This is a genomic window from Methanohalobium sp. (genome assembly GCF_018609725.1).
Taxonomy (GTDB): Archaea; Halobacteriota; Methanosarcinia; order Methanosarcinales; family Methanosarcinaceae; genus Methanohalobium.
Genome location: NZ_JAHENT010000021.1, coordinates 1 through 25559, shown reverse-complemented (window position 1 = coordinate 25559; position 25559 = coordinate 1). Strand labels below are relative to the sequence as shown.

Here is a 25559-nt window from a genome sequence, read left to right as displayed (position 1 = left end):
AACTGTATATATGAGGGTGACAAAACGTAACTTAAAAGGCAGGGAAGGTGAAATCTCGCTAATACCAGAAACATTGGACGACCTGTGGCATCTGAAGTATATAATTGAAAAAGGAGACTTTATATTTGCACTAACCAAAAGAAAGGCAGATTCTGATACTGATAAACTTCGACCTGAAAAATCCGAGAAAAAAACCACAAGACTTGGTATAAGAGTGGATTCACTTGAATTTCACAAATTTTCCAACCGTTTAAGGATAAATGGTTTGATTGAACAGGGGATGGATCAGGGATATTACCATACTCTCAATATCGAGGACGGGACAGATGTTTCCATAATTAAAACTTGGAAAAAAGACCAGCTTGAAAGAATCGATGAAGCAGAAGCGGCATCCAAGAAACCGAAAGTTGTTATTGTTGCGATTGAGGAAGGAGATGCGGACATAGGGTTAGTACGTCATTATGGAATTGAACAATATTCTCATATCACCCAGTCATCGGGTAAAGGTGAGGGTACATTAAGAGAAGTCTTTTTTGAAAACATCCTGGACCAGTTAAAACATGCAGCTCCTGGTTCTGAAGCTATTGTTGTGGCTGGACCAGGTTTTACCAAGGAAGATTTCATGGATTTTTTCAAAAATAAAGAACCCGAGATAGCATCAAGTGCGGTTATAGAGGATACTTCATCTATTGGTATGAGCGGATATCAGGAAGTTCTGAAAAGAGGCGCAGTAGATAGGATTATGGAACAATCCCGGATAGCCAGGGAATCTTCTTTAATGGATGAACTTTTAAAGGAAATGGCTACAGATGGCAAAGCAGAATACGGAATTGAAGAAGTGGAAAATGCTATCTATTTTGGCGCGGTAGAAACGCTTTTAATAACAGATGAAATGCTGAGGCAGGAAAGAGAAAAAGAAGAAATTGATATAGATACCCTTTTACAATCTGTGGAACAGGCACAGGGGAAAGTAGTTGTTTTCAGTACCGAATTTGAGCCCGGTAAGAAACTGGATTCTCTGGGTGGAATAGCGGCACTACTTAGATTTAAGGTATAAATCCCAAACAGAATTATTCGTTTGATTTTAATGCTTCAGCGATATTTTTACCCAGTGTTTTGGCGGCCTCAACTGCTTCGGGCTGGTCTTCAAAACTGTTAACCCCTACTGATTCCACAGTAGCCTCAGTACCATACATCATTTTTATACCGGTGAGGTCACATTCATCGCCGTAACCACATTTTATACATGGAAGATTCCCCAACACTGTGGCAGACCCTACAAAATTCATACCCTCTTCCATCATATAATACATAACAGCATTGACACCGTTATCACATGCAGGAGGCAACATTTCGCATGACCCGGGCACTGCACATGTAATAACTGCTCCACCGGGTTTGCCCTGCATGAACCCGTATTTGTGCCTGAGGGGATATAATCTTTCTATAAACGCTTTTGAGCGGGAATCCAGTGTAGAGTAGGGTGTATATCCGGCAACAATCAAAGCATCAGCATTTTTGGCTTTTTCCGCCAGTACATTGCCTCCGTCTTCGAATATGCAAACATTGGTGTTTACACATTTTAGACATGCAATACAGGGTTCGATGCTATAATTTCTCAATCTTACAAATTCAGTTTCCATACCTGTTGCTTCAAGTGCTGTTTGAAGAGCTCTATCTGCATTACCATTTTCAATCGGTGACCCCGACACTCCCAGTACTTTCATTTCTGATTCACTCCTGTTAATTCAATTATTGGAAGCATGATATTAAAAACCACTCCCAAAATTATATGTTGTAGATTACTCTGAATTTAAGGTTTCTGCGATTTTAATTCCCAGATTTTTTGCATTTTCAATGGCTTCTGATTGTTCTTCAAAATTATTAACTCCTACGGATTCAAGTGTTGCATCTTGCCCGTATATCATTTTTAGCCCGCTTGTATCGCATTCACTTTCATATCCACAACTAAAGCATGGAACATTACCAAGTACTTTTGAAGAACCTACAAAATTCATACCTTCTCCCATCATATGATACATAACAGCATTTTCTCCATTGCTACAGGAATCAGGCAACATTTCATATGTTTTAGGAATTGCACAGGTTATGACAGCACCACCCGGTTTATTCTGCATAAAACCATATTTATGGTGCAGAGGATAAAGCCGCTCGATAAATGATTTTGTGCGGGCATCAAGTGATGAATAGGGTGTATATCCTGCAACAACCAGTGCATCTGCATCCTTTGCTTTTTGTGCTAAGGTATTACCGTCATCATTGATTACACAAACGTTTGTATTTACACACTTAAGACATGCTCTACAGGGTTCGATGTCATAATTTTTCAATTTTACAAATTCAGTATCCATCCCTGTGGTATCCAGGACAGTCTTTAAAGCCCTGTCTGTATTACCATCATCGATAGGTGAACCTGAGACACCGAGAACTTTCATTATTATCTACTCCTTAAGTGATGTTTGGTTTGGTTAGGTTTATATAGTTAAGCGTTATAAGAATGTATCAACTAAAGTTGCGGTATATTTTAATAACCAAATATATTTTTTAAGAAATTATTGTTCAGGAAGCATCTGTTTAAAAGCTCTTTTTGTGGATTCTATACACAGAGTTTCCTTTCCGTCTTTATATACACGGACAATTCCTCCGGATTCGGATACAGTGATTGCAATAGCGACAGTGTCTCTTGTAATAGCGGCTGCAGATACATGTCTCCCTCCAAGTCCTTTGTTTATTACAAGGTCTTTTGCATCAACATCCAGATATTTGCCGGCTGCTTCTATAATACCTTCTTCAGAAACCACAAAAACACCGTCAAGCTGGGAGAATTCTTTTATGGATTCCCAGTTTTGCTTGTTCAAAATGTCCCGGTTTGGTTTAGAATGTCCTGCATAAGGGTTTAATATCATCTGGTGCGACCTTGACTTGACTTCATCTACATCACCGATGATAAATGCAGTTCCGATTTGACTCCCTTCTCTACCGGTAGCCGCAATATCAAAGGCTATTGTAAGTACAGCACGCATCACTTCAGGTGAGACTCTTTCTTCGCATTCCCTCATTGCCTTTATTAGCGGGCTTTCACTCAAATCATGGACGATTATCGAGCTTGAGTCCCGTGTCTCAACAATACCTACAACAACACCCCTTTTCAGTTCTCCCAGAAGATGTTCTATAGCGGCAACATTTTCCACATTTTTTGTATTACCAGCTACTTCTTGTGTAATTTTGTCGGCAATTTCTTTACCGCGTTCCTGTTGTTCTGAACTGGTCGATACCAGATAATCAATTATGCTTTTCGGTCTTCGATGAGCAAAATATACAGGTAGGCTTGTAGTAAGGTCTTTAATTTCGATGTCTCCCGATACAATTATTGCTTCTGCCTCAAGTTTTTCTGCAAGGTCGAGAGCCGTTTTTACAATAGTTTTTTTAATCACCATTTAATCGCCCGTGATTCTCCGTTATTGGTTAATCCATTCTCTATTTGGTATAATGAAATCCATAATTTATAAAAACTTAGGTATAGTCATAATAATATGTAATAGGAAATTGTATCTATTTACTGGTGAAATTATATGGTTAGAGCTTTCATATCTGTAGACCTTCCTGAAGAATATCACGAAAAAATTGCTGAAGTACAATCCAGATTTAGGGATTTTAAAGTGAAACTGATAAAACCAGAACTTGTGCATATAACTTTAAAATTCCTTGGTGATGTTGAGGATAACCAGATTCAGGAAATAGCAAAATCACTGGATAATATCAATTGCGAACCATTTAATGCTACAATTGCAAATATAGGAGTATTCCCAAAACCCAAATATCCCAAAGTGGTATGGCTTGGGGCTGAAGGGGACTTTAAAACACTGCATGATAATGTAAACTCTGTTTTGAAAGATTTTAATTTCAAGGAAGATAATAAAAAATTTTCAGCACATGCCACAATAGCAAGAGTTAAACACTTATCCAAAAATGACAAGGATTTATTTTTAAAAACACTTGAAGAATTAGAGGGTATAGAGATAGGTACTATGTGGGTGGATACTGTGAAACTTAAAAAGAGTACGTTAACCCCTCAGGGTCCTGTCTATGAAACCCTTCATGAAGTTAAACTAAAATAATAAGTGGAAATATAAATCCACAATTTATTTTACTCTTCATATTTATCAAAACCACTGGACCTTATTATATTTCTGTTGGATGTGATTATAAGACACTCTACGTTGTCCAGTTGTTCAATCATTTCAAGTCCTTTATCTTCTCCCAGAACAAAAACTGCAGTTGAATAGGCATCAGCATCCATTGCTGTCTCTGCAATAACAGTGGAACTTATTATTTTGCTTGAAGGGTAACCAGTTCTTGGGTCTGATATGTGGGAAACCGATGCGGATTTATTATAATAGCGTTCATAATTCCCACTTGTAGCAACAGCCATATTATTTATGTTCATTACTGTAATTGCGTCACCTGTTTTGTTTGGATTTCTTAATCCAACTTTCCATGGTTTATTTTCATTTTTATAGCCTATGTACTTACCATCCCCACCAGCGTTTACAAAACCGTTTTCTATACCATTATTTTTTAGGGATTTAATGGCTTCATCAACAGCAAACCCTTTAGCAACTCCTCCAAGAGCAATACCCATATCCTTTTTGATGGATATGTTGCTGTTTTCAATGGTAATGTTTGAATTATTAACAAGTATTAGGTTTTTGTTTATTTCTTTTTCAGATGGGGGTTTTTGGGGTCCTCCGGGGGCGAATTTTTTCTCCCAAAGATTAAGTATGGGTTTTACTGTAATATCAAAAGCACCGTTGCTTACGTTGTAATATTGCTTGGATTTTTTAATTACGTGCAAAAAGTCAGGGCTGGCGTTTTTAACAAATCCATTATTATTTAATTTACTGAGTTGGCTATCGTTTTTATACGAACTCATCATTTTGTCAACAGAATTTATTTCGCTGAAAGCTTCATCAATAACTTTTTTTGCGTGAGTTTTATTATTATCCTTTAGATGGATTGTAACTGTAGTATCCATTAAATTTCTGGATTCTTGGAACGATTGTAATGTATCATTATTTTCAACAACTGTCTGGTTATTATTGGTTGAGAGGGAAATTGAAACAATAGATACAGTAAGTATTAATAGAAAAACTGCGACAATTTTATAGTTCATGATTGGTTAGGAGGATTGTTTAATATTAAATTTAACTCGAAAATTATAAGTATGGATGATTTACCTTTAAAGAATTATATTTGTTATAACCGTGTTACGGATGTATAATTATGAGCGGTATAAACCCGGGAACTGTTTCTCCGAAAGGTTCTGATAAACACAAGCATTTAATTGTAGCTATTCATCAAATAATGGAAGAATATGGATGGAGAGGGATTGAAAAACATATAGGTTCGCAATACGACCTTATTATTTATGTAAAATCTGATTCTAATCTTGAAAAAATAGAATTAAAAGCTCAGGTATTGGGTACTCGTCTAAGTGTTAATTTTTTAGGTCGATTTGCAAAGAGAAACATCCTGGATAAGATTTTTGACCTTAACACCTATGAGATTCCTAAAAAATTTGAGTTAGCGAAATACGTAGCAGATGATGGAAGTATTTTAAATGAACAGCGTCTTAGAAATGTCATCGGAATTGTTTTAAGAGAATTAGAAGATGCTGCAGGTAAAAAATAACGGTGTTTTTTATGAAAAAACTGAAAGCAATTATTCTGGGAATAACGTTGTTTATGTTTTTTATATCGGGTATTTACGCTTATGTAGGATACAGTGGCAGTGATGTACTTGATAAACATTACATGATTGATGGTAGATGGTCAGAAAGTGTATGTGGAGGTTGCCATTACAATGCCGATTTAAACCCTCTGGCAAATGATGCAGAACAATCTTACCATGTGCAGACAGATACGGATAAATGGAATCCACGGGATAATTTCCACCTATCTGAACAAGGCAAAGAAGCATGGGTAAAAGAATTTGGACCCCAGCACCCAGGTGGAGGTCCCCTTAAAGAGTATGGGGTAGACCTTGATTGTATGGTTTGCCATGATCAGACAGGTGAATACAATTTTGATGAAAGGGCTGAAATGATTAGAAACGGTAATTTTGAAAAAGCCAATGAAGCGGCTTGGGAAGAAGCAAAACACGAGCTACGTCAGGAACCTCATTACGTTGGCAGTTATATGCTCGATATTTTGACACCTCTACCAATCGTTACAGAGATTCACGACCCGATAAATGGACCTCCACAACGGAATTCGTGTGAGGAACACTGTCATTCGGATCAGGTTGTAAAAACCGGTGTTAACTGGGCGGATGAAGATTATTCAGAGTGCGATGTTCATGCAGAAGAAAGCTGTATGGAGTGTCATGAAACCATAGAACATCAGATAGGTAGCAGTACCATGCCAGCTGCACAGGAAGTAGGCGCGGAAGTACAGAGTTGTCAATCATCAGGATGCCATGAAGGGATATCTCACGGTGGAACAGTTGACGCTCATCTTGAATTCCTCGATTGCAAGTCATGCCATGTAACTGAAATGCCGGGTGGTGAATCGTCAGGAGGAGCACCTCTTAAAGAATTCACGTGGAAAAACGGAACCCGGGGAGATACAATTAGGGAAGCAAATTTCAAACCTACCTTTGAGTGGACAACTAATCAATCATTACAGAGTACAGATAAGCTCCCACATGTAGCAGATAAGGATGATGAAAATGCAGAACTGAGTACTTATAATGTAGTCACAGGAGTCTGGTGGGATGCAGGAACTAATGAGGAAGTTGCAGCAAACCCCAATAACAGTACAAAGGTAGGCGATCCTATATCCCCGTCTCATGTTAGGCAAGCAGACTCCAATGGTGATGGAAATGTTACTCAAAAAGAAATGCGTTCTTTCAGCAGTGATGGAGAAGGTCCTGATTATCCAAATGCGGTGTTAAGACATGTAGACCTGTACTATCCAATAAACCATAATATAGCCAGTTCTGATGTAGGATTATCTGAACCTCTTGAATGTGATGACTGTCATGGGGTTTCCAGAACAAACGCACTGCATAATATACATTTCAACCAAAGCAGAGACTGTACAACCTGCCATGATAAAAAACCTGCAATGGATTGGGCAGCACTTGGATATGATGAAGATCCTGCAAAGACCGACCCACCAACCAACTTCTCGGATATAAATATCAGTGTGACCGTTCCAGGTGAAAGACCTGATGAAGTGGAACAAGACCCAGCCTTTTAAGGAGTGGTTATATTGGAAATTGAAACATTAAACATATTACCAGAAAAAATGGTTATCCCATTAAAACAGCATGCAGGTGAAATCTGTGAACCATTAGTAGACGTTGGAGATACTGTAATTACAGGTCAGAAAATAGGAGAGGCGAAATCATATAGTAATGTTCCTGTACATTCCAGTGTATGTGGTGAAGTAACAGCTATACAGGATTCACACCATCCAGATGGTTCCAAAATCAAAAGTATAATTATAAAACCCAATGACAGTGAGGAATCAATTAATTATTCACCTCTTGAAAACCCTACTCAATCGCAATTAATATCCCGTATTAAAGATGCAGGAGTGGTGGATTATACTGGTGAACCGATACATTCTATTCTGCAACCGGAAAATAATGAGATACACACAGTAATCATAAATGCCACATGTTCGGAGTGGATGTATGGTCATTTCAAATCAGTTTCTAATTCACCAGAACAATTACTTGAGATGTTGAAACTTTTAATGCAAGCGTCAGGAGCATCAAAAGGAGCTATTGTACTTTCTAATGATGATGAAGAATCTATCGATGCTTTTGAAAGGACAACTGTTGATGGAAACCCTGTACATGTAGGTCCTCTTGTTGGAAAAAGAACAATTGATTATTATTTGGAGGACATGGATTCAGACAGGGTAGTAGTTTCACAGGACAGGATATACGGAAAGAATACACAAAACCTTTTTACTTATTTTGCAACAGGATGCAAACTTTCACCTGATAAACATCCTAATGATGCAGGAATTGCAATCTGCAGTGTAAAATCGGCAAAAGCTCTATATGATGCAATATATGAGGGTAAACCTTCTTTTGAAACAGTTATCTCAGTTTCGGGCGTTGGTAATGCCAATCCACAAAAGGTGTTAGTAAAAGTTGGTACTTTGTTTAAAGATGTTATAGAGCATCTTGGTGGATATAGAGAAAACTCGGTTAAACTAATAGCAAATGGTACAATGACTGGTACTGCCCAGTATACAGACAAGGTACCTGTAATAAAAACTACTACAGGTATAACAATACAGACCGAAGATGAACTTCCAGTATATGATACGTATCCATGTATTCACTGCACAAAGTGTGTGGATATCTGTCCCATGGAGCTTGTGCCAAGCAGATTGGCTATACTGGCAGATCAGGGTCGTTTTGATGAATGCCGTGAAATGCATGTTATGAATTGTATAGAATGTGGACGATGCGCAGCCATTTGTCCATCAAAAAGGCACCTTTTACAACTGAACCAATATGCAAAGGAAGCTATAAGGAGATCCTATGAAGATTATCAGCCAAAAGAAGAATCATCCAATGTTACACTTGGATGTTCATGTGGAGGAGGTCGATAAACATGCCATTTACAGTATCACCGCCCCCACATAAAAAAACATCATTTGGTGTACAAAACCTCATCTGGTACAAAATATTTGCACTTATACCTCTTGTTATTGTTTCCATATACTTTTTTGGATTGTCTGTGTTGAGCCATCTAATAGCAGGTATATTAGCAGCAGTAGCAATAGAGGTTGTAATTCTAAGAGTCCTTGACCAGAAGATTACTGTAAGCGATGGAGATGTGGTTTTTATTGGGATGATAACAGCGTTGGTTATTCCTTCAGGGGCACCATGGTGGTTGCCGATGCTTGGAGCAGCTTTTGCTGTAGGTTTTGGTAAACACATATTCGGAGGTATCGGGTCTTACTCTTTTAATCCAGTACTTGTAGCCTGGGTATTTCTGAGCCTTGCTTATTCGTCTTATATGACACCGATTTCAGTACCTCAATTAGGTGTACTTTCCGATTTGATACTAGAAACAGGAGCAGGTTATCCAATAGGTGTATCTCCTCTATTGATATTAATTCCTGGAATTTATCTTGTTATGAGAAAATATATAGAGTGGAGAGTTCCATTAAGCTTTTTTGTGACAATATTTGCTTTGGCTTATCTGGCCGGTCATTTACCCTATGCTTTCACAGGAGCATTGGTACTTGGTGGATTTTTCCTTATTACTGATACTGCAACATCACCAATTACCAAACACGGTAGGATAATTTATGGTTTTATAGCAGGTGTTCTTGTATTTATCTACGGATTCTTTTCGGATTATGTAGCAGGAACATTCTATGGGTTATTATTGGCAAACGCTTTTTCTGCGTTTATAGAAAATAATACCTATCCTAAACCCTTTGGTGTAGATTCATTTTTCAGATTAAAAATTAACAAACTGTCAGATAAGTTGGGTAATGTTTATTATACAAAGGTGTTAAAAGATGAAAGGACTCAATAAGGAAATCATTGTAATCATAGCCAAACTGGTATTGATTTCTGCAGTGGCTTCAGCGGTGCTGGGAGCTACTTATGTACCCACTCAAGAACAATTAAGGATTGCCGAACAAAGACAAACCCAGGAGACTCTTTCACAGCTTATGCCAGAGGCTGAAGAATTCGAACCAGTTTATTCAGGTGAAAATGAAGAAGAAGTTCTTTACTATCAAGCATATGATTCGGATGGAAATCTTATAGGATATGGGTTTGTGACGGAGCAAGCCGGATATGATGATGATATAAAAATGGCAGCGGCTGTTGGTACAAACCTTGAAAAAATGTATGGGATGGAAGTTCTCAGGCAAGCTGAAACACCTGGTAAAGGTTCCAAAATAACAAATGCAGAGTTTAAAAACCAGTTTAATAATTTGCCTTTGGACGGTCTTGCGTTGTCACAAAACAGTGGTAATGTAGATGCTATATCAGGAGCGACAGTATCCTCAAGTGCGGTAGTTACTGGTTTAAATAATAAAATAGAGCAAATCGAACAAGAAATAAATTAATAACAATATGGTGATACTATGGGTGTTTGGGATGAATTTTTACGGGGAATAACCAGAGACAACCCTATATTTGGGCTTGTGCTTGGTTTATGCCCCACATTAGCAGTAACAACAACACTGGAAAACGCTATAGGTATGTCGGCAGCAACTGCTTTTGTTTTGATATGCTCGAATGTACTAATATCAACTTTTAGAAAACAGATTCCTGCTGTTGTAAGAATTCCTATATTTATTATGACCATTGCAACTTTTGTGACAATTATCAGTATGGTAATGGAAGCGTATTTCCCATCTATGTTTGCTGCACTTGGAGTATTCCTTTCACTTATTGTGGTTAATTGTGTAATCATGGGAAGAGCTGAAGCTTATGCAAGCAGAAATAATACTTTGTACTCGTTTATTGATGCATTGGGTATATCAGCAGGTTTCCTTGTTGCACTTGGTGTCATGGGGTCTATCAGAGAACTGCTTGGAACAGGTGAAATTGTTACATTTGGCTATCAATTAATAAGTGTTCCAATTGACCCGGTAGATTATATGATATTTCCACCAGGTGCATTTCTAACAATAGGTGTTTTGATGATGTTTGTAAATCATTATAAAGCCAAGAAACTTGAAAGAGGTGAATAAAATTGGCAGAAGAATCAATATTATCTGTGTTGATGCAGGGTGTTTTTGTACAGAATCTCATCCTGATACAGTTCCTTGGATTATGCCCATTTATCGGTGTTACTAAAGATACCAAGAGTTCTGCAGGGATGTCATTGGCGGTTATTTTTGTAGTAACAATGGCATCTGTGGCTACATACCTTATCTATACATTCTTGCTTGATCCAATGGGATTGCAGTTTTTAAGAATTATTAGCTTCATTGTTGTGATAGCTTCCCTTGTACAGCTTGTAGAGTTTGTATTAAGAAAAATGTCACCTGCTATTTACAGGTCTCTTGGAATATATTTGCCTTTAATTACAACTAATTGTGCAGTACTTGGTTCAGTTCTTTTAAATATCAGAGCTGGTTATGATTTTGCACAGAGTGTAACATTTGGGTTGGCAGCAGGAATCGGATTTACAATTGTATTGCTTATAATGGCAGGTTTAAGGGAGCGTTCAAGCTTTGTGCATGTTCACTCGTCTGTTAAGGGAGTTCCACATGCATTTTTCTTTGCTACCTTGTTATCAATGGCATTTGTAAACTACTTTGAGGTAATTCCTTTGGGTGGTTAAATTCTATCGTATGATATATATATTTCATAGTTAATATTATAATCTGTTATCTTACCGTGCCTATAGAGGTGAACTTATAAATGGACTTCATTAATGTCATAATTCAATCAGTTGCAGTCCTTGGAGGACTTGGTTTTGCAATTGGTATAATGCTAATTGCGGCTTCAAGAATATTTCATGTTGAGACAGACCCACTAGTAGAGGAAGTGCTTGAAGCGCTACCAGGAGCAAACTGTGGTGCCTGTGGGTATGCAGGATGCAGTACATTTGCTGAAGCAGTTGTCAGTGAAGATGCACCCATCGATGGTTGTCCCGTAGGTGGATTTGAACTAGCACAGCAAATAGGTGGTATACTTGGAAAGGAGGTTTCCCAGGGTGAAAAACAGTATCCAGTTGTTAGATGTAAAGGTGGTGTGAACTGTGTAAACAGGTTCGATTATGTAGGCGTCCAGGACTGTAATGCGGTAATGATGCTTTCAGAAGGTGAAAAAGGTTGCAGTTATGGGTGTATGGGTAGAGGAACCTGTGTAAGAGCCTGTCCTTTCGGTGCAATAACAATTGGTGAAGACCGGCTCCCTCATATTAACAAAAACCTGTGTACAAGTTGCGGTCTTTGTATCGAGTCTTGTCCCAATGATATATTGGTCTTCGGTAAGGAATCCGAAAAAGTACATGTACGCTGCCGTTCACATGATAAACCAAAAGCTGTAAAAGCAGTTTGTACAACTGGGTGTATCGGATGCAAAATATGTGAAAAGAATTGTCCTGAAGATGCCATAAAGGTAAATAATTTCCTTGCTGAAATCGATCAGGAGAAATGTACTGCCTGTGGAATATGTGTTGAAAAATGTCCTCAGGGTACAATTGAAATGAAAGAAACTGGAGAAAAAACCAAAAAAAGCACAAAACAGAGTGCCGACTCTTCAGAAACAGCAGAAGCAGATGCAGGTTAATTTTTTCTTTAATCATAAAATTAAGAGGGTAGGATAATAATGACATACAGGACTGCTATAAAATTAAATGAAAACATTGTAGGACTTTTATGTTATCCGGGTTTCTGGTTAACAGGAGTTCTTTTTTTGCTTATTGAAAACAACAATAAGTTTGTACGTTTTCATGCACTTCAATCATTTTTGACATTTCTCCCACTATCTTTGTTAGTGTTTTTAATAGGATGGTTGCCTTTTGTAGGATGGTTACTTGCGGATTTTGTAGGTTTCATGGCACTTTTCCTTATGCTTATACTGGCAATTCAGGCATATCGTGGTTTGAAATTCAGATTGCCCTATGTTGGAAATATAGCTTATAATTACATCTACAAATAAAATAGAATCAGTATTGTGACCTACCATATTTTTTAGTTATGTTGTGGAGGGTTTGTTATAAAAGAAGAAATCTGGATAGAAAAATACAGGCCGTTCAAGCTTGATGACATCGTCGGTCAGGGTGAGGCTATAAAACGGTTAAAGTCATATATAAGTGCAAATAATCTTCCGCATCTGTTGTTTTCAGGACCACCGGGTGTCGGAAAAACTGCTGCTGCGGTGGCAATAGCCAAAGAATTATTCGGAGATGTATGGCATCAGAATTTTACAGAACTTAACGCTTCTGATGAGCGTGGGATTGATGTAGTGCGGACAAAAATAAAAGATTTCTCAAAAACATCTCCTATAGGAGGGGCGGATTTTAAAATCATTTTTCTCGATGAAGCTGATGCACTAACACCTGATGCACAATCAGCCCTCAGGAGAACGATGGAGCGTTATACAAACAATTGCCGTTTTATTTTGTCATGTAATTATTCATCAAAAATAATTGAACCCATACAATCCAGATGTGCAGTTTACAGATTCCGCTCATTATCTTATGAGGCGGTGGAAAAGAGGGTTCGATATATAGCAGAACAGGAAGGGCTACAGATTTCAGAAGATGGGGTTGAAGCCATCAAATATGTATCTCAGGGTGACATGAGAAAAGCAATAAATGCTCTACAGGCGTCAGCCCTTATAGATGATGTTATTGATAAGGATACAATTTATAAGATAACTGCAACTGCTCATCCTGAAGAAATTGAGGAATTGGTACAAAAAGCACTTGATGGGAATTTCAAAGTGGCTCGTAAAACAATGGAAAAACTCATGTCAGAACAGGGACTTTCAGGAGAAGATGTAGTAGGCCAGATTTATCGGGCGATATTTAATCTGGATATTCCTGAAAAGTTGATGGTGGAACTTGTCGATAAAATAGGCGAAACGGATTTCAGGCTCACTGAAGGAGCTAATGAACGTATACAGTTAGAGGCACTGCTTGCCCACTTTACATTATCCCAGTACGAATAATATGGTATTCAGAGAATTTCTGGTCGAAGCTTTTAATGTAATGCCGCCCTGGATGTCGACATTTTTTTTGAGTGCACTTCCTTTTTCAGAGCTCAGGGGTTCGATACCAGTGGCACTGGTAATATATGAAATGAATCCTGTACTGGCATATTTAATGGCAGTACTTGGTAACATGCTTCCAGTAGTTCCCATATTGCTGTTTTTGGGTCCGGTGTCCAATAGTTTGCGAAGGTTCAGGTTATGGGACTATTTTTTCACATGGCTGTTTGAAAGAACGCATAAGCGTCATTCAGAAAAATTTGAAAAATATGGAACTCTTGCACTGGTAATGTTTGTTTCAATACCATTACCTGTTACAGGTGCATGGACGGGATGCATTGCTTCATTTGTTTTTGGTATAAAATTCAGGCATGCGTTGCTGGCTATATTATCAGGAGTTTTGATTTCAGGGATAATTGTAACATCACTGATTCTTTCAGGTATAGGTGTAGTAGGTATTGTTAACTGAATGATTCGAAACGTTCATATCTGGTAATGTATATAAGACGTGGCAACACTACTATATATCATAATAACCGAGGTAATAAATATGGCAAAAGGGAAAAAGAGTAATAAAATTCTGGAAATAGAAGAAAGTCACTGTATAGGTTGTGGCATCTGTTTTTCAGTGTGTCCTATAAATGCTAAGCTTGAGAAAAAGGATGAATTTGACCCGGATGATGAAAATCTTGCCATCAGGGTTGTTAACGGCAAGGCATTAATAAATGAAGAAACCTGTATTGTGTGCGGAACCTGCCCAAAACATTGTCCTATAGGTGTACTTTCAGTTAAAAAATTGGAATCTGCAGAAGCTTAAAAAAATAGAAATGCTGTATTTACAACATTTCTTTTGCTAATTTTATATCTTCTTCTTTTACAGTTTTTCTGCCAGCATGTTCTGCCAATTTTACCGCTTCTTTGGAGATATCCTGTCCATATTCTTCCAGTATCTCTGTAAGGGCATTTCCTGCTGATTCACTGACTCTTTCTGCTCCTGCACTTCTTATTACGCGTTCTACAGGAGCAAGTGGTAGAATTGTCAAAAGTTTCACCTCCAGATAGTCTTTGAATAGATATTCAATCATTTTTATCTCTAAAATCAAGGAATAGATATATATAATTTTTTATTGCCTTTATTGTATAAAGATAACAGATAACATTAAATTAATGTAAAATCCAGATTTATAAATAAAAATGTAGGTACAGTAGATATACTGTAGATTAATATCGGGTCATGGTTTAATAAAGGTGACGTTTCATGGATAACAATTTAGCGCCTCATTTAGACGAATTAACAAGGGCGCTTGAGAATGTAGATGAAAATCTTATAAAAAACGAATTAGAAAAACTGTTGAGTTACCGGGTGCCAGTTGAAGAGGCAAAACGTACTATTCTTAGAAAATATAAATCCAATGTATTGTATCCAAAAAATATCGGAAATTTGAAGGCTAATTCCAAGGGATTGGAAATCAACGGCCGCATTATAGACATCCAGAACAAGACTGTTAATGTAAAAGGTGAAAATGTACCCATCTCATCAGGAATTATTGCTGATTCTACAGGTGCATGTTATTTTACATTGTGGGAAGACATGTCACTTAACATAGGTGATGCTTTAAAAATTAAAAATGCATATACGCGTAAATGGCAAAATCGTGTCCAACTCAACATTGGTAACCGCTCAGAAATAACTTACCTATCTGATGAATCATTACCATCTGTAGATGAAATAACCAGACAAAACAAAAAGAAATTGTTTGATATATCTTTTTCTGATATTTATGTTAATTCAATAGCTATTGTTGTAGAGCTTTACCACAGAGAAGTAAATGTTAAAAACAGAAAAACGACCGTTTTAGAAGGTGTACTTGCGGACGAAACCGGAAAACTACCTTTCACATCATGGACACCTCTGGAGGGTGTGGATATTGGAAAAGTTATACAATTTGAAGGGGCTTTTGTGCAGACATTCAAAGGGGTGCCCTCTATAAATATTAATGAATCAACATCTTTGGAAATTGTAGACTCAACAGAAAACCTGCCGTTTACTTATGAAACAGCTTCTGACACATCAAAACCTGTACCTATTAAAAATATTTTAAACAAAGACGGTATGTTTGAAGTATCTATAGAAGGTAATATTATTTCATTAAGGTCTGGTTCGGGAATAATCACACGCTGTCCAACCTGTAACCGTGTAATTTTCAAAAACAAATGCCGTGCACATGGAACTGTGGAAGGTTATCACGATATGCGTATTAAAGCAATACTGGATGATGGTACCAGTGCAATAACAGTAATTCTTAATAGAGAACTTTCAGAAATAGTATACGGTAGCAGTATGTATGAAGCTGAAGATATAATCCAAAATACACTGTCTCAGGATGCAGTATATGAAGACATGCGTCGTAGATTAATAGGTAAATATCTGGGTGTATGTGGAAATTCATCAAACACAGATTTTGGTCCAACACTTGTTGCCAAATCTGTATGGGTTCCAGACGGTTCACTGGATGACCGTGTGCACAACCTCTTAAAACGTCTGGAAGGTGTGAACTATGGTTGAGCGTGAAGTTGCTCAAAGGATATTTGCAAAAGAATTCAATGATTCAACGCTTAATATAGATCCAGGGAAGCAGGTTGATAATAACAGTATTTACACACCCAATTTTCTCATTACTCCGATTGGTACAAAAGTAAATAGAGTATTTGTGGTTGGTGTTGTTACAGAAGTTGATAATATAGGAACAGATAATAATATCTGGAGGGCTCGGATAGTAGATCCAACAGGGGCATTTGTAGTATATGCAGGTCAATATCAGCCGGAAGCGTCAATTTTTTTGTCAACGGTTGAAATCCCTGCCTATGTAGCACTTGTAGGCAAAGCCAGAGCATATATCCCAGAAGATGGAAATGTTTATGTTTCAATACGACCAGAAGAAATCAATGTAGTTGAATCATATATTCGCGACCAGTGGCTTGTAGATACTGCTGAACTAACATTGGATAGGATCGATACATATTCAAAGGCTATTTCTACGGAATTAAAAGGTTCAGACCTGTATGATTATCTGGTACAAAACAATGTACCTTTTGATTTTGCAGAAGGTATCACTCTATCACTTGGATATTATCATACTGGTGAGGATTATATTGAAGAATTAAAGACAGCGATTAAGGATTGTCTTGAATCAATAGATGTTGAATCTTTTGAAACATCATCAGATGAACCCGACATAGAAGAATTTTTGATAGAAATTATGAAAGATCTTGATGAAGGAAAAGGTGTGGATTATGGAGAATTGATAGACCTTGCACAGGAGAAAGGTGTTTCTGAACAGACAGTAGAGGATGCGGTCAGTTCTATGCTGTCAAATGGTAAATGCTATGAGCCAAAAATTGGGATAATAAAGATTGTATCCTGATATTATTCTTCATCAAATTCTATACAAATATTGCGTGCATCTTTGGCCATTGATTCTGCCATGAATCCTGATTCAATCCAGCAGGCATGGATAATACCTGAAGGGACAATACAGGTAGCGCAGCATCCTGATTCCTGTGATTTTTGCATGACAAAATTATCTTTGATATTAAATATTTCCATTTTTGGAACTTCTATGCCTGAAAGGTTTTTCACTTTTTTACAGGATGTATCTATATTGATTAAAACATTCTTTCCTTTTTGTTCACTATGTATTTTGTGAATGTAATCACAGACATTTGAATGTACAGTTAGTTTTGTCATTTTATCTCCTATATATTAGAATGTTATTTTTTAATAAAGCTTTTATCCGGGTTAAATTATCCGATATTGTTAAGTAAACAAAGCCATTTAATTTAAACTTGTAGAACAATTGTTTATATTTATTTTATTTAACTACTAATAGAGGATTAATATGGAAAATGAAGAAGTAATTGAGAAAGTTAAAAATAAAGTAATGGAGATGAAGGGTGTTTGTGGTGTATTTACCCTTAATGCTGATGACCTTGAGTATATTAAAGAACAAGAGAAAAAGGCAGAAGATATGACTCTGATGGGACTTGGAAAAGGTGACAATCAGGGTGTAAAAGAGGTTATCAATCGTGATGTTGTGATGGTGTTTATCACAAACGAGGAGTTTGAATGGCCTTGTAGCCCTCAAGTGATACTTATGAAAGAGGGTGAAAAAATTGGTGAAGACATGGATGATACTGAGAAACTTAAAGAATATGAAGAAACAGGAGATGCTCTTGTAATAGGAAATATTGTGATCTATGATAAGTCATCAATATCATCTCTGACAGGTACTTCTAAACCTCTTGTAGTAGTAATGCCTCCCAAAGAATGTCCAACTGTTGAAGAGGTTTCTGAAATCAGTGATGTAGTCCTGGGTTCACCATCGCCTCCAACAGATGAATATCTCAAGGATAGAATAGAAGCAGTATGTGAATCAGGTATGGGGACATTTTTGTTGGGCTTTAATGTCAACTAAAGCCTCTTTTAATTGTTATTAATAAACCCCGTGGATTGGTTTTGTATGGTAGGTAAAAAACCATACACAATTTATTTATATATTCTTTGAGGTTTTTATTAAAGGCAAATAATAAACGAAACGTGTATTAAATGTAATTCAAATAATTTAGCATTGTACCATGATTGGAGATATAAATATGTATGGAATCGCATTGGACCTTGGGACGAGCGGTTATAGGGCACAGCTCATAGACCTTGATAGGGAAGAAACAATAAAAACAGTAATTACAATGGGCCATCCGTTGCCTGGTGGCAATGTCATAGACCACCTTGATTTTGCTATTGAACTTGGTGAAGATATAGCAAATGGCATAATTCTTAATGCAGTAAAAAGAATCATCAGTGCTTTTAATGTTAATCTTTCAGAAGTCAAAAAAATAGCTATATGTGGTAACCCTATACAATTATCTCTTTTCCAGAATATAGAAATCCGTGACCTTGCCTATGCGGGAAGAAATAAACAGGCAAGGTTGGGGGTAGAGCATGTAAAAAGAGATTCAAGAGTTGTCTCTGCTAATTATATTTTTGGAGATATTCTGGATATGCCAAATTGCAATGTTATTGTTCCTCCAGCGATTAAACATGAAATAGGAGCTGATGCACTTGCAATGATGCTTAAAACCGAGTTTTTGAGTCAAACTGAACCTTCTCTTGTAACCGATTATGGTACAAATGCGGAGATGGCACTTAAGGTAGGCGATAAAATTGTTACTGGAAGCGCTGCAGCAGGTCCTGCTATAGAGGGTCAGGGAATTGGTTGCGGTATGCTTGCAAGCCCAGGGGCGATAACGGACGTAAACCCTGAAGGTGAATACTGGAGACTCACTGTTCTTGATGACAATATGTCCGAAAAGAAAGGTGACCTTATAGAACCTGTTACAGGTAAAGTAGTTGAAGAGTCAGGCGTTAAAACCATAGGAATAACTGGAACTGGAATGATATCAGTACTTTCAGTAGCCCTTGATACTGGTTTAATTGAAAAACTTCCACAATTACCTAATGGTAAAATTATACTTGGTGATGACCTTGTATTGAACAATAATGATATAGAAGAGGCAGGGAAAGCTATAGGTGCTATAAGGGCTGCACATCTTACTTTGATTGTTGAATCAGGTCTAAAATATGAAGATTTAGAAAATATCTACATGTCAGGGGCTTCAGGTACTTACGTTGATTCTGAAAAAGCAAGAAGATTGGGTACCTGTCCCAACTTTGGAAAAAGAATTGTTCAATTTGGTAATACATCTATATCACTTGCAAGAGACCTTGTTTTTGATGATAACAAACTCGATGAAATTACAGAATTTGCACATACAATAACAGCTGACCATATGATGATGGCAACCAGTGAAACATTCAAAAATTTCTATATATTTGAATTGTCGTACTGGACACAGGGAATGCCTATAGAAACCTATAATGAAATGCTAGGTTTTTATAATCTGCCCAAATTACCTGAAATGGTCAAGAACCCTGTTATAGAAAAAAGGGCAGAAAAAGATATTGCAAATGTGGGTGAAGAAGGATTAGAAGCAATTGGTAATGTAGGAATAACACTGGAAGAAATCACTGATGGATGTATATTTTGCCATAAATGTGAAGAGGAATGTCCTGAAGATGCGATAACTATTCTTGATACAGATGAAGGCTTGATAGCAAATTATAATGCTCAAAGGTGTCTCGGTACAAGTTGCAGACGTTGTGTAGGTATTTGTCCAGTGAATGCAATTAAATATGAAGATGTAGAGATTAAAAAACAGTGATATTATTTTAAAAAATTTGGGTATAGAACTAGTATATAAATTTATCTAATATTTTTATTTATACATGTTTATTAAAACAATCCATTTTAAAATCTGATATTTAAATATATTGGTTTGTTTTTGAATGTCGACACTTATTTGCTATATTAGCAGGTTAAAACCTATTTTATAGCAAGCAATTGTATAAATGTTAATTATTCATCCTGAAATAAATCCGATAAATTTATATTTTTGTAATAAAAACCCATCTTACGTAATTAACAGGAGGTGAAGCAAAATACAATGTATTTATAATTCACCAAGGACTGTTGAAAATTACGGAGGTTGTACATACGGGCTACAATAAGTTATCTGAGGAATATTCGGTTGCTGCAAAACCTTGCAATATGGGAGTGAGCGAAACTGTATGGAATAAAACCAAACTATCCCCCTCCTAGATAGGGACCGGATTAAGAGGTATTATTAATAAATTAGTGTCATATAGTAAAAATACGACGAAAAATATAATACTCCCAGAACTGCAAAATCATTGCAGCCGTAGTTTCCGTAAACAGTTATCCAGTCAATTGGGGGTATCTGGCATGGATAAATGGTTTACACCTGTTAATATGTACATTTTTGAACAAAAGGGTGTAAACAAATTAGTCAATATTTATTTGAGGAGTTTTTATAGTGCCAGTGCACCCCATGTCGGTACAACCTCTGCAAGTGGAATAGGCTCTATCACGGCTTCATTCCACTATAAAGTAGGCCAAGGTCTACTATCTACAACAAAAAATAAAGGAGTGATACAATGGGAAAACACTTCTATCCAGGACAGGATAAATTAAACGGAGTAAATCTGGAACTTTTCAGTGAAGGAGAGCTCGGTGAAATCCACCGTGCAACCATGGAACTGTTCCAGGATCCAGGAATTCGAGTAGAAGATCCTGAAGCAAGACAGTTATTCAAAGAGAATGGCTGTGATGTAGACGAGAACACACATGTTGTAAAAATACCAGAATATCTGGTAAACAGAGCACTACAGCTCGCACCATCAAGCTTCAATCTCTACGGTAGAACCAAAGAAAACACATTCAAACAGTCCCATAAAGGACAGGTACACTGGACCTGCTTTGGTACCGGTATCAAAATGTGCCGTTATGAAGGACACGGTAAATTCAAAACCGAAGATTCAGTGGAACAGGATATTGCAGACTGTGCAAAGGTATGTGACTGGGCAGAAAACATCGACTACTTCTCACTGCCAGTATCCGCAAGGGACTGGGCAATAAAAGGAGCACAGGATGTTCATGAGACCTACACACCACTTGTAAACACAGCAAAGCACTTCCAGCACATTGACCCAGTCGGAGATTCAATGGAATACTACTTCGACATCTGCAAAGCGTTCTACGGTGGAGATGAAGAAGAAGCACGCAACAAACCACTATTCTCTGCACTTCTGTGTCCAACCAGTCCATTAGAGCTTGGTGACAACGCATGTCAGGTCATCATGAAAGGAGCACGCTACGGAATACCACTCAACGTGCTCAGTATGGCAATGGCTGGCGGTTCTTCACCAGTTGACCTTGCTGGAACCCTTGTGACCCACAATGCTGAGGTACTTTCAGGAATTGTACTTGCCCAGATCACCCAGCCAGGAGCCAGAGTATGGTACGGTAGTTCTACCACAACCTTTGACCTGAAGAGAGGAACAGCACCTGTCGGTTCACCAGAACTCGGACTTATTAGTGGAGCTGTAGGAAAACTCGGTCATTACTATGGTCTCCCATCCTATGTAGCAGGCTCATAGGCAGACTCCAAGGTACCTGATGGCCAGGCAGGTCACGAGAAGACAATGACAACACTTCTCCCAGCACTCTCAGGTGCAAACACCCTGTATGGCTCAGGTATGCTTGAACTTGGTATGACCTTCTCACTTGAACAGTTGTTATTCGATAACGACATGATATCAATGACCAAGAAGGCAATGGAAGGTATCGAAGTCACCGATGAGACAATGAATATCGACAATATCCGTAAAGTTGGAATCGGTAACAACTTCCTCGCATTGAAAGATACCAGACAGAAGATCGAGCTGCCATCCGACCCAATGTTTGTTGACAGAAGAATGTTTGGTGACTGGGAGAAAGATGGTTCCAAGGACATCATCGATGTTGCACATGAAAAAGTCGAAGATATCCTGAAGAACTATGAAGTAGAGCCAATCGATTCCGATATCCAGAAGGATATGAAAGCTGTCATGGACAGAGCTGACAAAGAAGTAATGGGTCAGTAATTATAATTTATAAAAAAGGAGAGTGAATTTATGGCGAGTTTAGAGGAATTAATACCAAAAGCAAAGAATGCCATCAAAGAGTTTGACGAGGATGCTGCCAGAGAAGTAGCACAGGAAGGAGTAGATTCCAATGTAGACCTTGTAAAACTCATCGAAGATGGTTTTACTGCTGCAATGACTGAAGTAGGAGACCAATTCGAAGAAGGATCATTGTTCCTTCCACATGTAATTGCAGCTTCTGAAGCAATGTCTGCAGCAGTTGATATTATAACACCTGTTCTTGAAGAACAGAGAGGCGGTGCTGAAGAGAAACATGGTGGAGTTGTCATCGGAACAATTGCAGGTGACATCCACACTATAGGTAAAGATATTGTAGCAACAATGCTCAAAATTGCAGGTTTCGAATTATATGATCTCGGAAGAGATGTTGCAATTGAAACCTATGTAAACAAAGCAAAAGAAGTAGATGCTGACATTGTTGCATCATCAGCACTGATGACACCAACAATGACCGAACAGCTCACCCTTGAAGAACAGCTCAAGGAAGCAGGCATCCGCGATAATGTGAAAACCATGATTGGTGGTGCACCAGTCAGTCAGAAATGGGCTGATGAAATTGGTGCAGACATCTATGCTGAAAATGCAGCAGATGCTGTAAAGAAAGCAAAAGAAGCGGTGAAATAAATAAATGATTTACAGGTGTGCGATTTGCACACCTGATTTTAATTATGTTTGTTATTACATGGAATATCATGGAGGAGTAATATGGTAGATACAGAGCAAATGAGGATAAAGGAACATGAAAACAGAATTAGAAGTGGGTATATGTGGGCCCTCTTCTGTGCAGTACTCTGGGGATTATGGTATATCCCGGGAACTGTTGTCTGGACTATCGAGCCATTTACCGGAATGCTGGAAGAAGTATCAGGTATGATATCTGGTGATGGTCCTTTAGTTATTGTCGCAGCGTTGGTTACAGCGTTTAACGCTTTAACAGTTATAATTGCCCTTATGGTATGGAACGGAACACTTCTCAGGTTACCAGAGCTTGGTAGGACTTTAAGAGAATTTAAACCTTGTTCCAAATGGTTCCTTATAGGATCTGTCTGTGGAGGTCCGATTGCAATCTTTGGTTCATTTATGGCAATGGCATTTATTGGAGGAGCATTCGCAGCAGTAGCCGGTCTATTGTACCCAGGAGTTGGTTCCATCACAGCTAACCTCTGGTATGGTGAGAAAATCACCAAACGCGCAGCAGTGGGTATTCTGGTGATTATCGCCGGTGGTGTCACAATCTTTGGTGGTGGTCTTATCAATGATATTCAGAGTGCAGAAGGAGTTGCTTGGCTTGGATATCTTGGAGGTGCCATGGCAGCCCTTGGATGGGGTCTTGAAGGTGCAATTGCTGGTGTAGGACTTGAAGTTTCAGAATCTGATACCGGTCTTACAGCAAGGTTTGTATTCGAGCTTCTACTCTGGTGGATAATCATTATCCCGGCACTTGCAATAGCAGGTTTCCCAATGTATGAGTATGCAATACAGGTATTCCAGCCAATTCCGTTGTTGGTAATGGTATTTGCGGGAATCACATTCGGTTTCTGTTATGTTTCATGGTACAAGTCTTTCCCATTAATTGGTGTAGGACGTGGACAGGGAGTTGCAAACTTGTACGGTTTGATGTCGATTATATTCCTGTTCCTGTTCCTTGGATCTACACCAGCATGGACAGTGTTTGTGGGTGGTCTCCTGTGTATTGCAGGTGCATTCATAATGTTTACAGAAGAGTCTTTGGAAATAGAAACATTAAGAGGTTAAGAGGTGGATACAAATGGCTAAAAGACCTTTCAAATTCAGGCTCCTCGAACTATGTACTGATGAAGAGCCACACTGGAATAATGATCTTGTAAATCAGGTCGCTAAAGAATACGGAGCTGAAAACAACAAATTCATGAAGGAGACTCTCAACTTCGACCTTATTGAACTTGCAGCTTTCGGCTTCCTTCAGGATATAGAGCAAAAAGTCGATGATGAAGGCGTTTGGTTAAAAGGTGCATTGCTACACAAATACGTCATAACAGACTATGGAAAAGCAAGAGCACAGGATGCCTGTCTCGGACCTGATATAGGACTTAAAAAGAAAAGAGAAGCAGGAGAGATTTGAATGGCAACACAATGGGAAACATTAATAGGCAACTTTGAAAATGGAGTATTCCCCTTCCCAGAGTATACATGGATGTTAGTGATTTTACTGTTTGCTGCAATTGCACTTTGGCAGGCAAGAGTATTTGCGAAGCGCCTCTAACATCAAAATCTGTATAGAGAATTTTGATATTATTACCAAAATTCTCTTCTTTCCCATATCTTTTTATAAAAAAAATAATTTCATGTTTACAAGGTGTTGATTTAATCAATGCCTATTATTAACTAACCCCGATTTTATATATACTACAAAAAAGTTTAAAAAAGGAGATTTTTATGGCAGAGAGAGAAGAACTGTTAAAAGAAATATCAGATGCTATAATATCCTGCAAGAAGGATAACGTACTGGAAGCGGTAAACAAAGCCAGAGACGACCTCGAGGCTTCAGACATCATAGAAAACGGCCTTGCAGCCGGCATGAACGAAGTCGGAATGCGGTTTGAGAGAGGTAAACTGTTCTTACCGCACGTAATGATGGCAGCCGAAGCCATGACAGATGCCGTCAAAACACTCGAAGAGGACATGCCTCAGGAATCCAGAGGCAAACCACTTGGTGTAGTTATCAATGGTACAGTAGAAGGAGATGTACACGACATCGGTAAATCCATCGTGTCCACAATGCTGCAGGCATCCGGATTTGAAGTCTATGACATCGGAAGGGATGTACCTGCACAGGATTTCATCGACAAGATAAAAGAATACAACGCCGATGTAGTCGGAATCTCTGCACTCATGACCACAACACTTCAGGGACAGAAGGACATTATCGAGCTTCTCAAAGAATCCGGTATGAGAGACGATATCGTTGTTATGGTCGGTGGAGCACCAGCAACCCAGGCATGGGCAGACAAGATAGGTGCCGACATCTATGCAGAAAACGCAAGCATAGCAGTAAACAAGACCAAAGAAAAACTCGGTGCATCCAAATAAATTGACAGGGGGATTGTAAACAATGGCAAAAGGATACAGAATAAGAATGGGAGATTCTACCACAGAATACCATTCCAAAGACAGGATAATGGAAGACATCGAAGCAGGTACAAACGATGCTGCTGAACTT

The 25559-nt window shown here is 38.1% G+C and carries 31 protein-coding genes and 1 pseudogene; 26 read left to right on the top strand and 6 right to left on the bottom strand.

Going from position 1 to position 25559, the window contains the following annotated elements:
- The first annotated feature begins 10 nt into the window (after positions 1-10).
- A complete protein-coding gene (locus QZ276_RS00905; RefSeq protein WP_292484429.1) occupies positions 11-1057 on the top strand; it encodes an mRNA surveillance protein pelota in 1047 nt (348 codons plus the stop codon).
- A 13-nt stretch (positions 1058-1070) separates the two neighbouring features.
- Here the strand turns inward: QZ276_RS00905 and QZ276_RS00900 are convergent, their stop codons facing one another.
- The 3 genes from QZ276_RS00900 to QZ276_RS00890 all read right to left on the bottom strand — a co-directional run bounded on the left by QZ276_RS00900 (position 1071) and on the right by QZ276_RS00890 (position 3458).
- On the bottom strand, positions 1071-1727 hold the full coding sequence (locus tag QZ276_RS00900) for a flavodoxin family protein (RefSeq protein WP_292484427.1): 657 nt from the start codon (positions 1725-1727) through the stop codon (positions 1071-1073).
- A gap of 75 nt (positions 1728-1802) precedes the next feature.
- The gene (locus tag QZ276_RS00895) at positions 1803-2456 is read right to left on the bottom strand and encodes a flavodoxin family protein (protein WP_292484425.1); all 654 of its coding nucleotides are present in this window, start codon (positions 2454-2456) and stop codon (positions 1803-1805) included.
- Positions 2457-2573: 117 nt separating this feature from the next.
- On the bottom strand, positions 2574-3458 hold the full coding sequence (locus tag QZ276_RS00890; RefSeq protein ID WP_292484423.1) for a diadenylate cyclase: 885 nt from the start codon (positions 3456-3458) through the stop codon (positions 2574-2576).
- A 135-nt stretch (positions 3459-3593) separates the two neighbouring features.
- On the opposite strand from QZ276_RS00890, the gene thpR reads away from it, so the two are divergent.
- On the top strand, positions 3594-4139 hold the full coding sequence (thpR, locus tag QZ276_RS00885; RefSeq protein ID WP_292484421.1) for an RNA 2',3'-cyclic phosphodiesterase: 546 nt from the start codon (positions 3594-3596) through the stop codon (positions 4137-4139).
- A 29-nt stretch (positions 4140-4168) separates the two neighbouring features.
- Here thpR and QZ276_RS00880 read toward each other — a convergent pair whose 3' ends face one another.
- On the bottom strand, positions 4169-5194 hold the full coding sequence (locus tag QZ276_RS00880) for an FAD:protein FMN transferase (protein WP_292484419.1): 1026 nt from the start codon (positions 5192-5194) through the stop codon (positions 4169-4171).
- Between the two features lie 110 nt (positions 5195-5304).
- Here QZ276_RS00880 and QZ276_RS00875 point away from each other — a divergent pair, with 110 nt between their 5' ends.
- The 12 genes from QZ276_RS00875 (at position 5305) to QZ276_RS00820 (ending at position 14557) form a co-directional block, all read left to right on the top strand.
- Positions 5305-5712: a hypothetical protein gene (locus tag QZ276_RS00875; RefSeq protein WP_292484417.1), complete on the top strand. Its 408-nt coding sequence runs from the start codon at positions 5305-5307 to the stop codon at positions 5710-5712.
- A gap of 11 nt (positions 5713-5723) precedes the next feature.
- Positions 5724-7283 (top strand): methanogenesis multiheme c-type cytochrome, encoded by a 1560-nt coding sequence (gene mmcA, locus QZ276_RS00870; RefSeq protein ID WP_292484415.1) that lies wholly within the window; start codon positions 5724-5726, stop codon positions 7281-7283.
- Positions 7284-7295: 12 nt separating this feature from the next.
- Complete coding sequence (locus tag QZ276_RS00865; RefSeq protein WP_292484414.1) at positions 7296-8657, top strand: 4Fe-4S dicluster domain-containing protein; 1362 nt, start codon at positions 7296-7298, stop codon at positions 8655-8657.
- A gap of 2 nt (positions 8658-8659) precedes the next feature.
- Positions 8660-9595: an Rnf electron transport complex subunit RnfD gene (rnfD, locus tag QZ276_RS00860; RefSeq protein ID WP_292484412.1), complete on the top strand. Its 936-nt coding sequence runs from the start codon at positions 8660-8662 to the stop codon at positions 9593-9595.
- Complete coding sequence (gene rnfG / locus QZ276_RS00855; protein WP_292484410.1) at positions 9579-10136, top strand: Rnf electron transport complex subunit RnfG; 558 nt, start codon at positions 9579-9581, stop codon at positions 10134-10136. Before rnfD ends, rnfG begins: the two co-directional genes overlap by 17 nt.
- A gap of 18 nt (positions 10137-10154) precedes the next feature.
- Positions 10155-10766: an Rnf electron transport complex subunit RnfE gene (gene rnfE / locus QZ276_RS00850; RefSeq protein WP_292484408.1), complete on the top strand. Its 612-nt coding sequence runs from the start codon at positions 10155-10157 to the stop codon at positions 10764-10766.
- Between the two features lie 2 nt (positions 10767-10768).
- Positions 10769-11362, top strand: a complete 594-nt coding sequence (gene rnfA, locus QZ276_RS00845) for an Rnf electron transport complex subunit RnfA (RefSeq protein ID WP_292484407.1) — start codon at positions 10769-10771, stop codon at positions 11360-11362.
- An 80-nt stretch (positions 11363-11442) separates the two neighbouring features.
- The gene (locus QZ276_RS00840) at positions 11443-12315 is read left to right on the top strand and encodes a Fe-S cluster domain-containing protein (RefSeq protein ID WP_292484405.1); all 873 of its coding nucleotides are present in this window, start codon (positions 11443-11445) and stop codon (positions 12313-12315) included.
- Positions 12316-12354: 39 nt separating this feature from the next.
- The gene (locus QZ276_RS00835) at positions 12355-12687 is read left to right on the top strand and encodes a DUF4870 domain-containing protein (RefSeq protein ID WP_013195357.1); all 333 of its coding nucleotides are present in this window, start codon (positions 12355-12357) and stop codon (positions 12685-12687) included.
- Positions 12688-12744: 57 nt separating this feature from the next.
- Positions 12745-13701: a replication factor C small subunit gene (locus QZ276_RS00830; protein ID WP_292484467.1), complete on the top strand. Its 957-nt coding sequence runs from the start codon at positions 12745-12747 to the stop codon at positions 13699-13701.
- Between the two features lies 1 nt (position 13702).
- Entirely contained in the window at positions 13703-14209 is a 507-nt protein-coding gene (locus tag QZ276_RS00825; protein ID WP_292484399.1) for a small multi-drug export protein, read from the top strand.
- Between the two features lie 81 nt (positions 14210-14290).
- Complete coding sequence (locus QZ276_RS00820; RefSeq protein ID WP_292484398.1) at positions 14291-14557, top strand: 4Fe-4S dicluster domain-containing protein; 267 nt, start codon at positions 14291-14293, stop codon at positions 14555-14557.
- Between the two features lie 19 nt (positions 14558-14576).
- Here the strand turns inward: QZ276_RS00820 and QZ276_RS00815 are convergent, their stop codons facing one another.
- The gene (locus QZ276_RS00815; protein ID WP_292484397.1) at positions 14577-14825 is read right to left on the bottom strand and encodes a histone family protein; all 249 of its coding nucleotides are present in this window, start codon (positions 14823-14825) and stop codon (positions 14577-14579) included.
- Positions 14826-14998: 173 nt separating this feature from the next.
- On the opposite strand from QZ276_RS00815, the gene QZ276_RS00810 reads away from it, so the two are divergent.
- Both QZ276_RS00810 and QZ276_RS00805 read left to right on the top strand, forming a co-directional pair.
- On the top strand, positions 14999-16306 hold the full coding sequence (locus QZ276_RS00810; protein WP_292484395.1) for a Single-stranded DNA binding protein: 1308 nt from the start codon (positions 14999-15001) through the stop codon (positions 16304-16306).
- A complete protein-coding gene (locus tag QZ276_RS00805) occupies positions 16299-17165 on the top strand; it encodes an RPA family protein (RefSeq protein ID WP_292484393.1) in 867 nt (288 codons plus the stop codon). Before QZ276_RS00810 ends, QZ276_RS00805 begins: the two co-directional genes overlap by 8 nt.
- A 2-nt stretch (positions 17166-17167) precedes the next feature.
- Here the strand turns inward: QZ276_RS00805 and QZ276_RS00800 are convergent, their stop codons facing one another.
- A complete protein-coding gene (locus QZ276_RS00800; protein WP_292484391.1) occupies positions 17168-17488 on the bottom strand; it encodes a hypothetical protein in 321 nt (106 codons plus the stop codon).
- Between the two features lie 151 nt (positions 17489-17639).
- On the opposite strand from QZ276_RS00800, the gene QZ276_RS00795 reads away from it, so the two are divergent.
- The 10 genes and pseudogenes from QZ276_RS00795 to QZ276_RS00750 form a co-directional block, all read left to right on the top strand.
- Complete coding sequence (locus QZ276_RS00795; RefSeq protein ID WP_292484390.1) at positions 17640-18215, top strand: hypothetical protein; 576 nt, start codon at positions 17640-17642, stop codon at positions 18213-18215.
- A gap of 178 nt (positions 18216-18393) precedes the next feature.
- Positions 18394-20019, top strand: coding sequence for a methylamine methyltransferase corrinoid protein reductive activase (locus tag QZ276_RS00790; RefSeq protein WP_292484388.1), 1626 nt, complete (start codon positions 18394-18396; stop codon positions 20017-20019).
- A 581-nt stretch (positions 20020-20600) separates the two neighbouring features.
- Entirely contained in the window at positions 20601-20849 is a 249-nt protein-coding gene (locus QZ276_RS00785) for a hypothetical protein (RefSeq protein ID WP_292484386.1), read from the top strand.
- Positions 20813-22300, top strand: a pseudogene (gene mttB, locus QZ276_RS00780) ([trimethylamine--corrinoid protein] Co-methyltransferase). Before QZ276_RS00785 ends, mttB begins: the two are co-directional and overlap by 37 nt.
- A gap of 30 nt (positions 22301-22330) precedes the next feature.
- The gene (locus tag QZ276_RS00775) at positions 22331-22984 is read left to right on the top strand and encodes a B12-binding domain-containing protein (RefSeq protein WP_292484384.1); all 654 of its coding nucleotides are present in this window, start codon (positions 22331-22333) and stop codon (positions 22982-22984) included.
- 81 nt (positions 22985-23065) lie between these two features.
- Positions 23066-24115 (top strand): DMT family transporter, encoded by a 1050-nt coding sequence (locus QZ276_RS00770; RefSeq protein ID WP_292484381.1) that lies wholly within the window; start codon positions 23066-23068, stop codon positions 24113-24115.
- 13 nt (positions 24116-24128) lie between these two features.
- The gene (locus QZ276_RS00765) at positions 24129-24461 is read left to right on the top strand and encodes a hypothetical protein (RefSeq protein ID WP_292484379.1); all 333 of its coding nucleotides are present in this window, start codon (positions 24129-24131) and stop codon (positions 24459-24461) included.
- The gene (locus QZ276_RS00760) at positions 24462-24602 is read left to right on the top strand and encodes a hypothetical protein (RefSeq protein ID WP_292484376.1); all 141 of its coding nucleotides are present in this window, start codon (positions 24462-24464) and stop codon (positions 24600-24602) included.
- Between the two features lie 173 nt (positions 24603-24775).
- A complete protein-coding gene (gene mtbC / locus QZ276_RS00755) occupies positions 24776-25429 on the top strand; it encodes a dimethylamine corrinoid protein MtbC (RefSeq protein WP_292484374.1) in 654 nt (217 codons plus the stop codon).
- Between the two features lie 22 nt (positions 25430-25451).
- Positions 25452-25559, top strand: a 108-nt coding sequence (locus QZ276_RS00750; RefSeq protein ID WP_292484465.1) for a hypothetical protein, incomplete at its 3' end; no start/stop codon positions are given.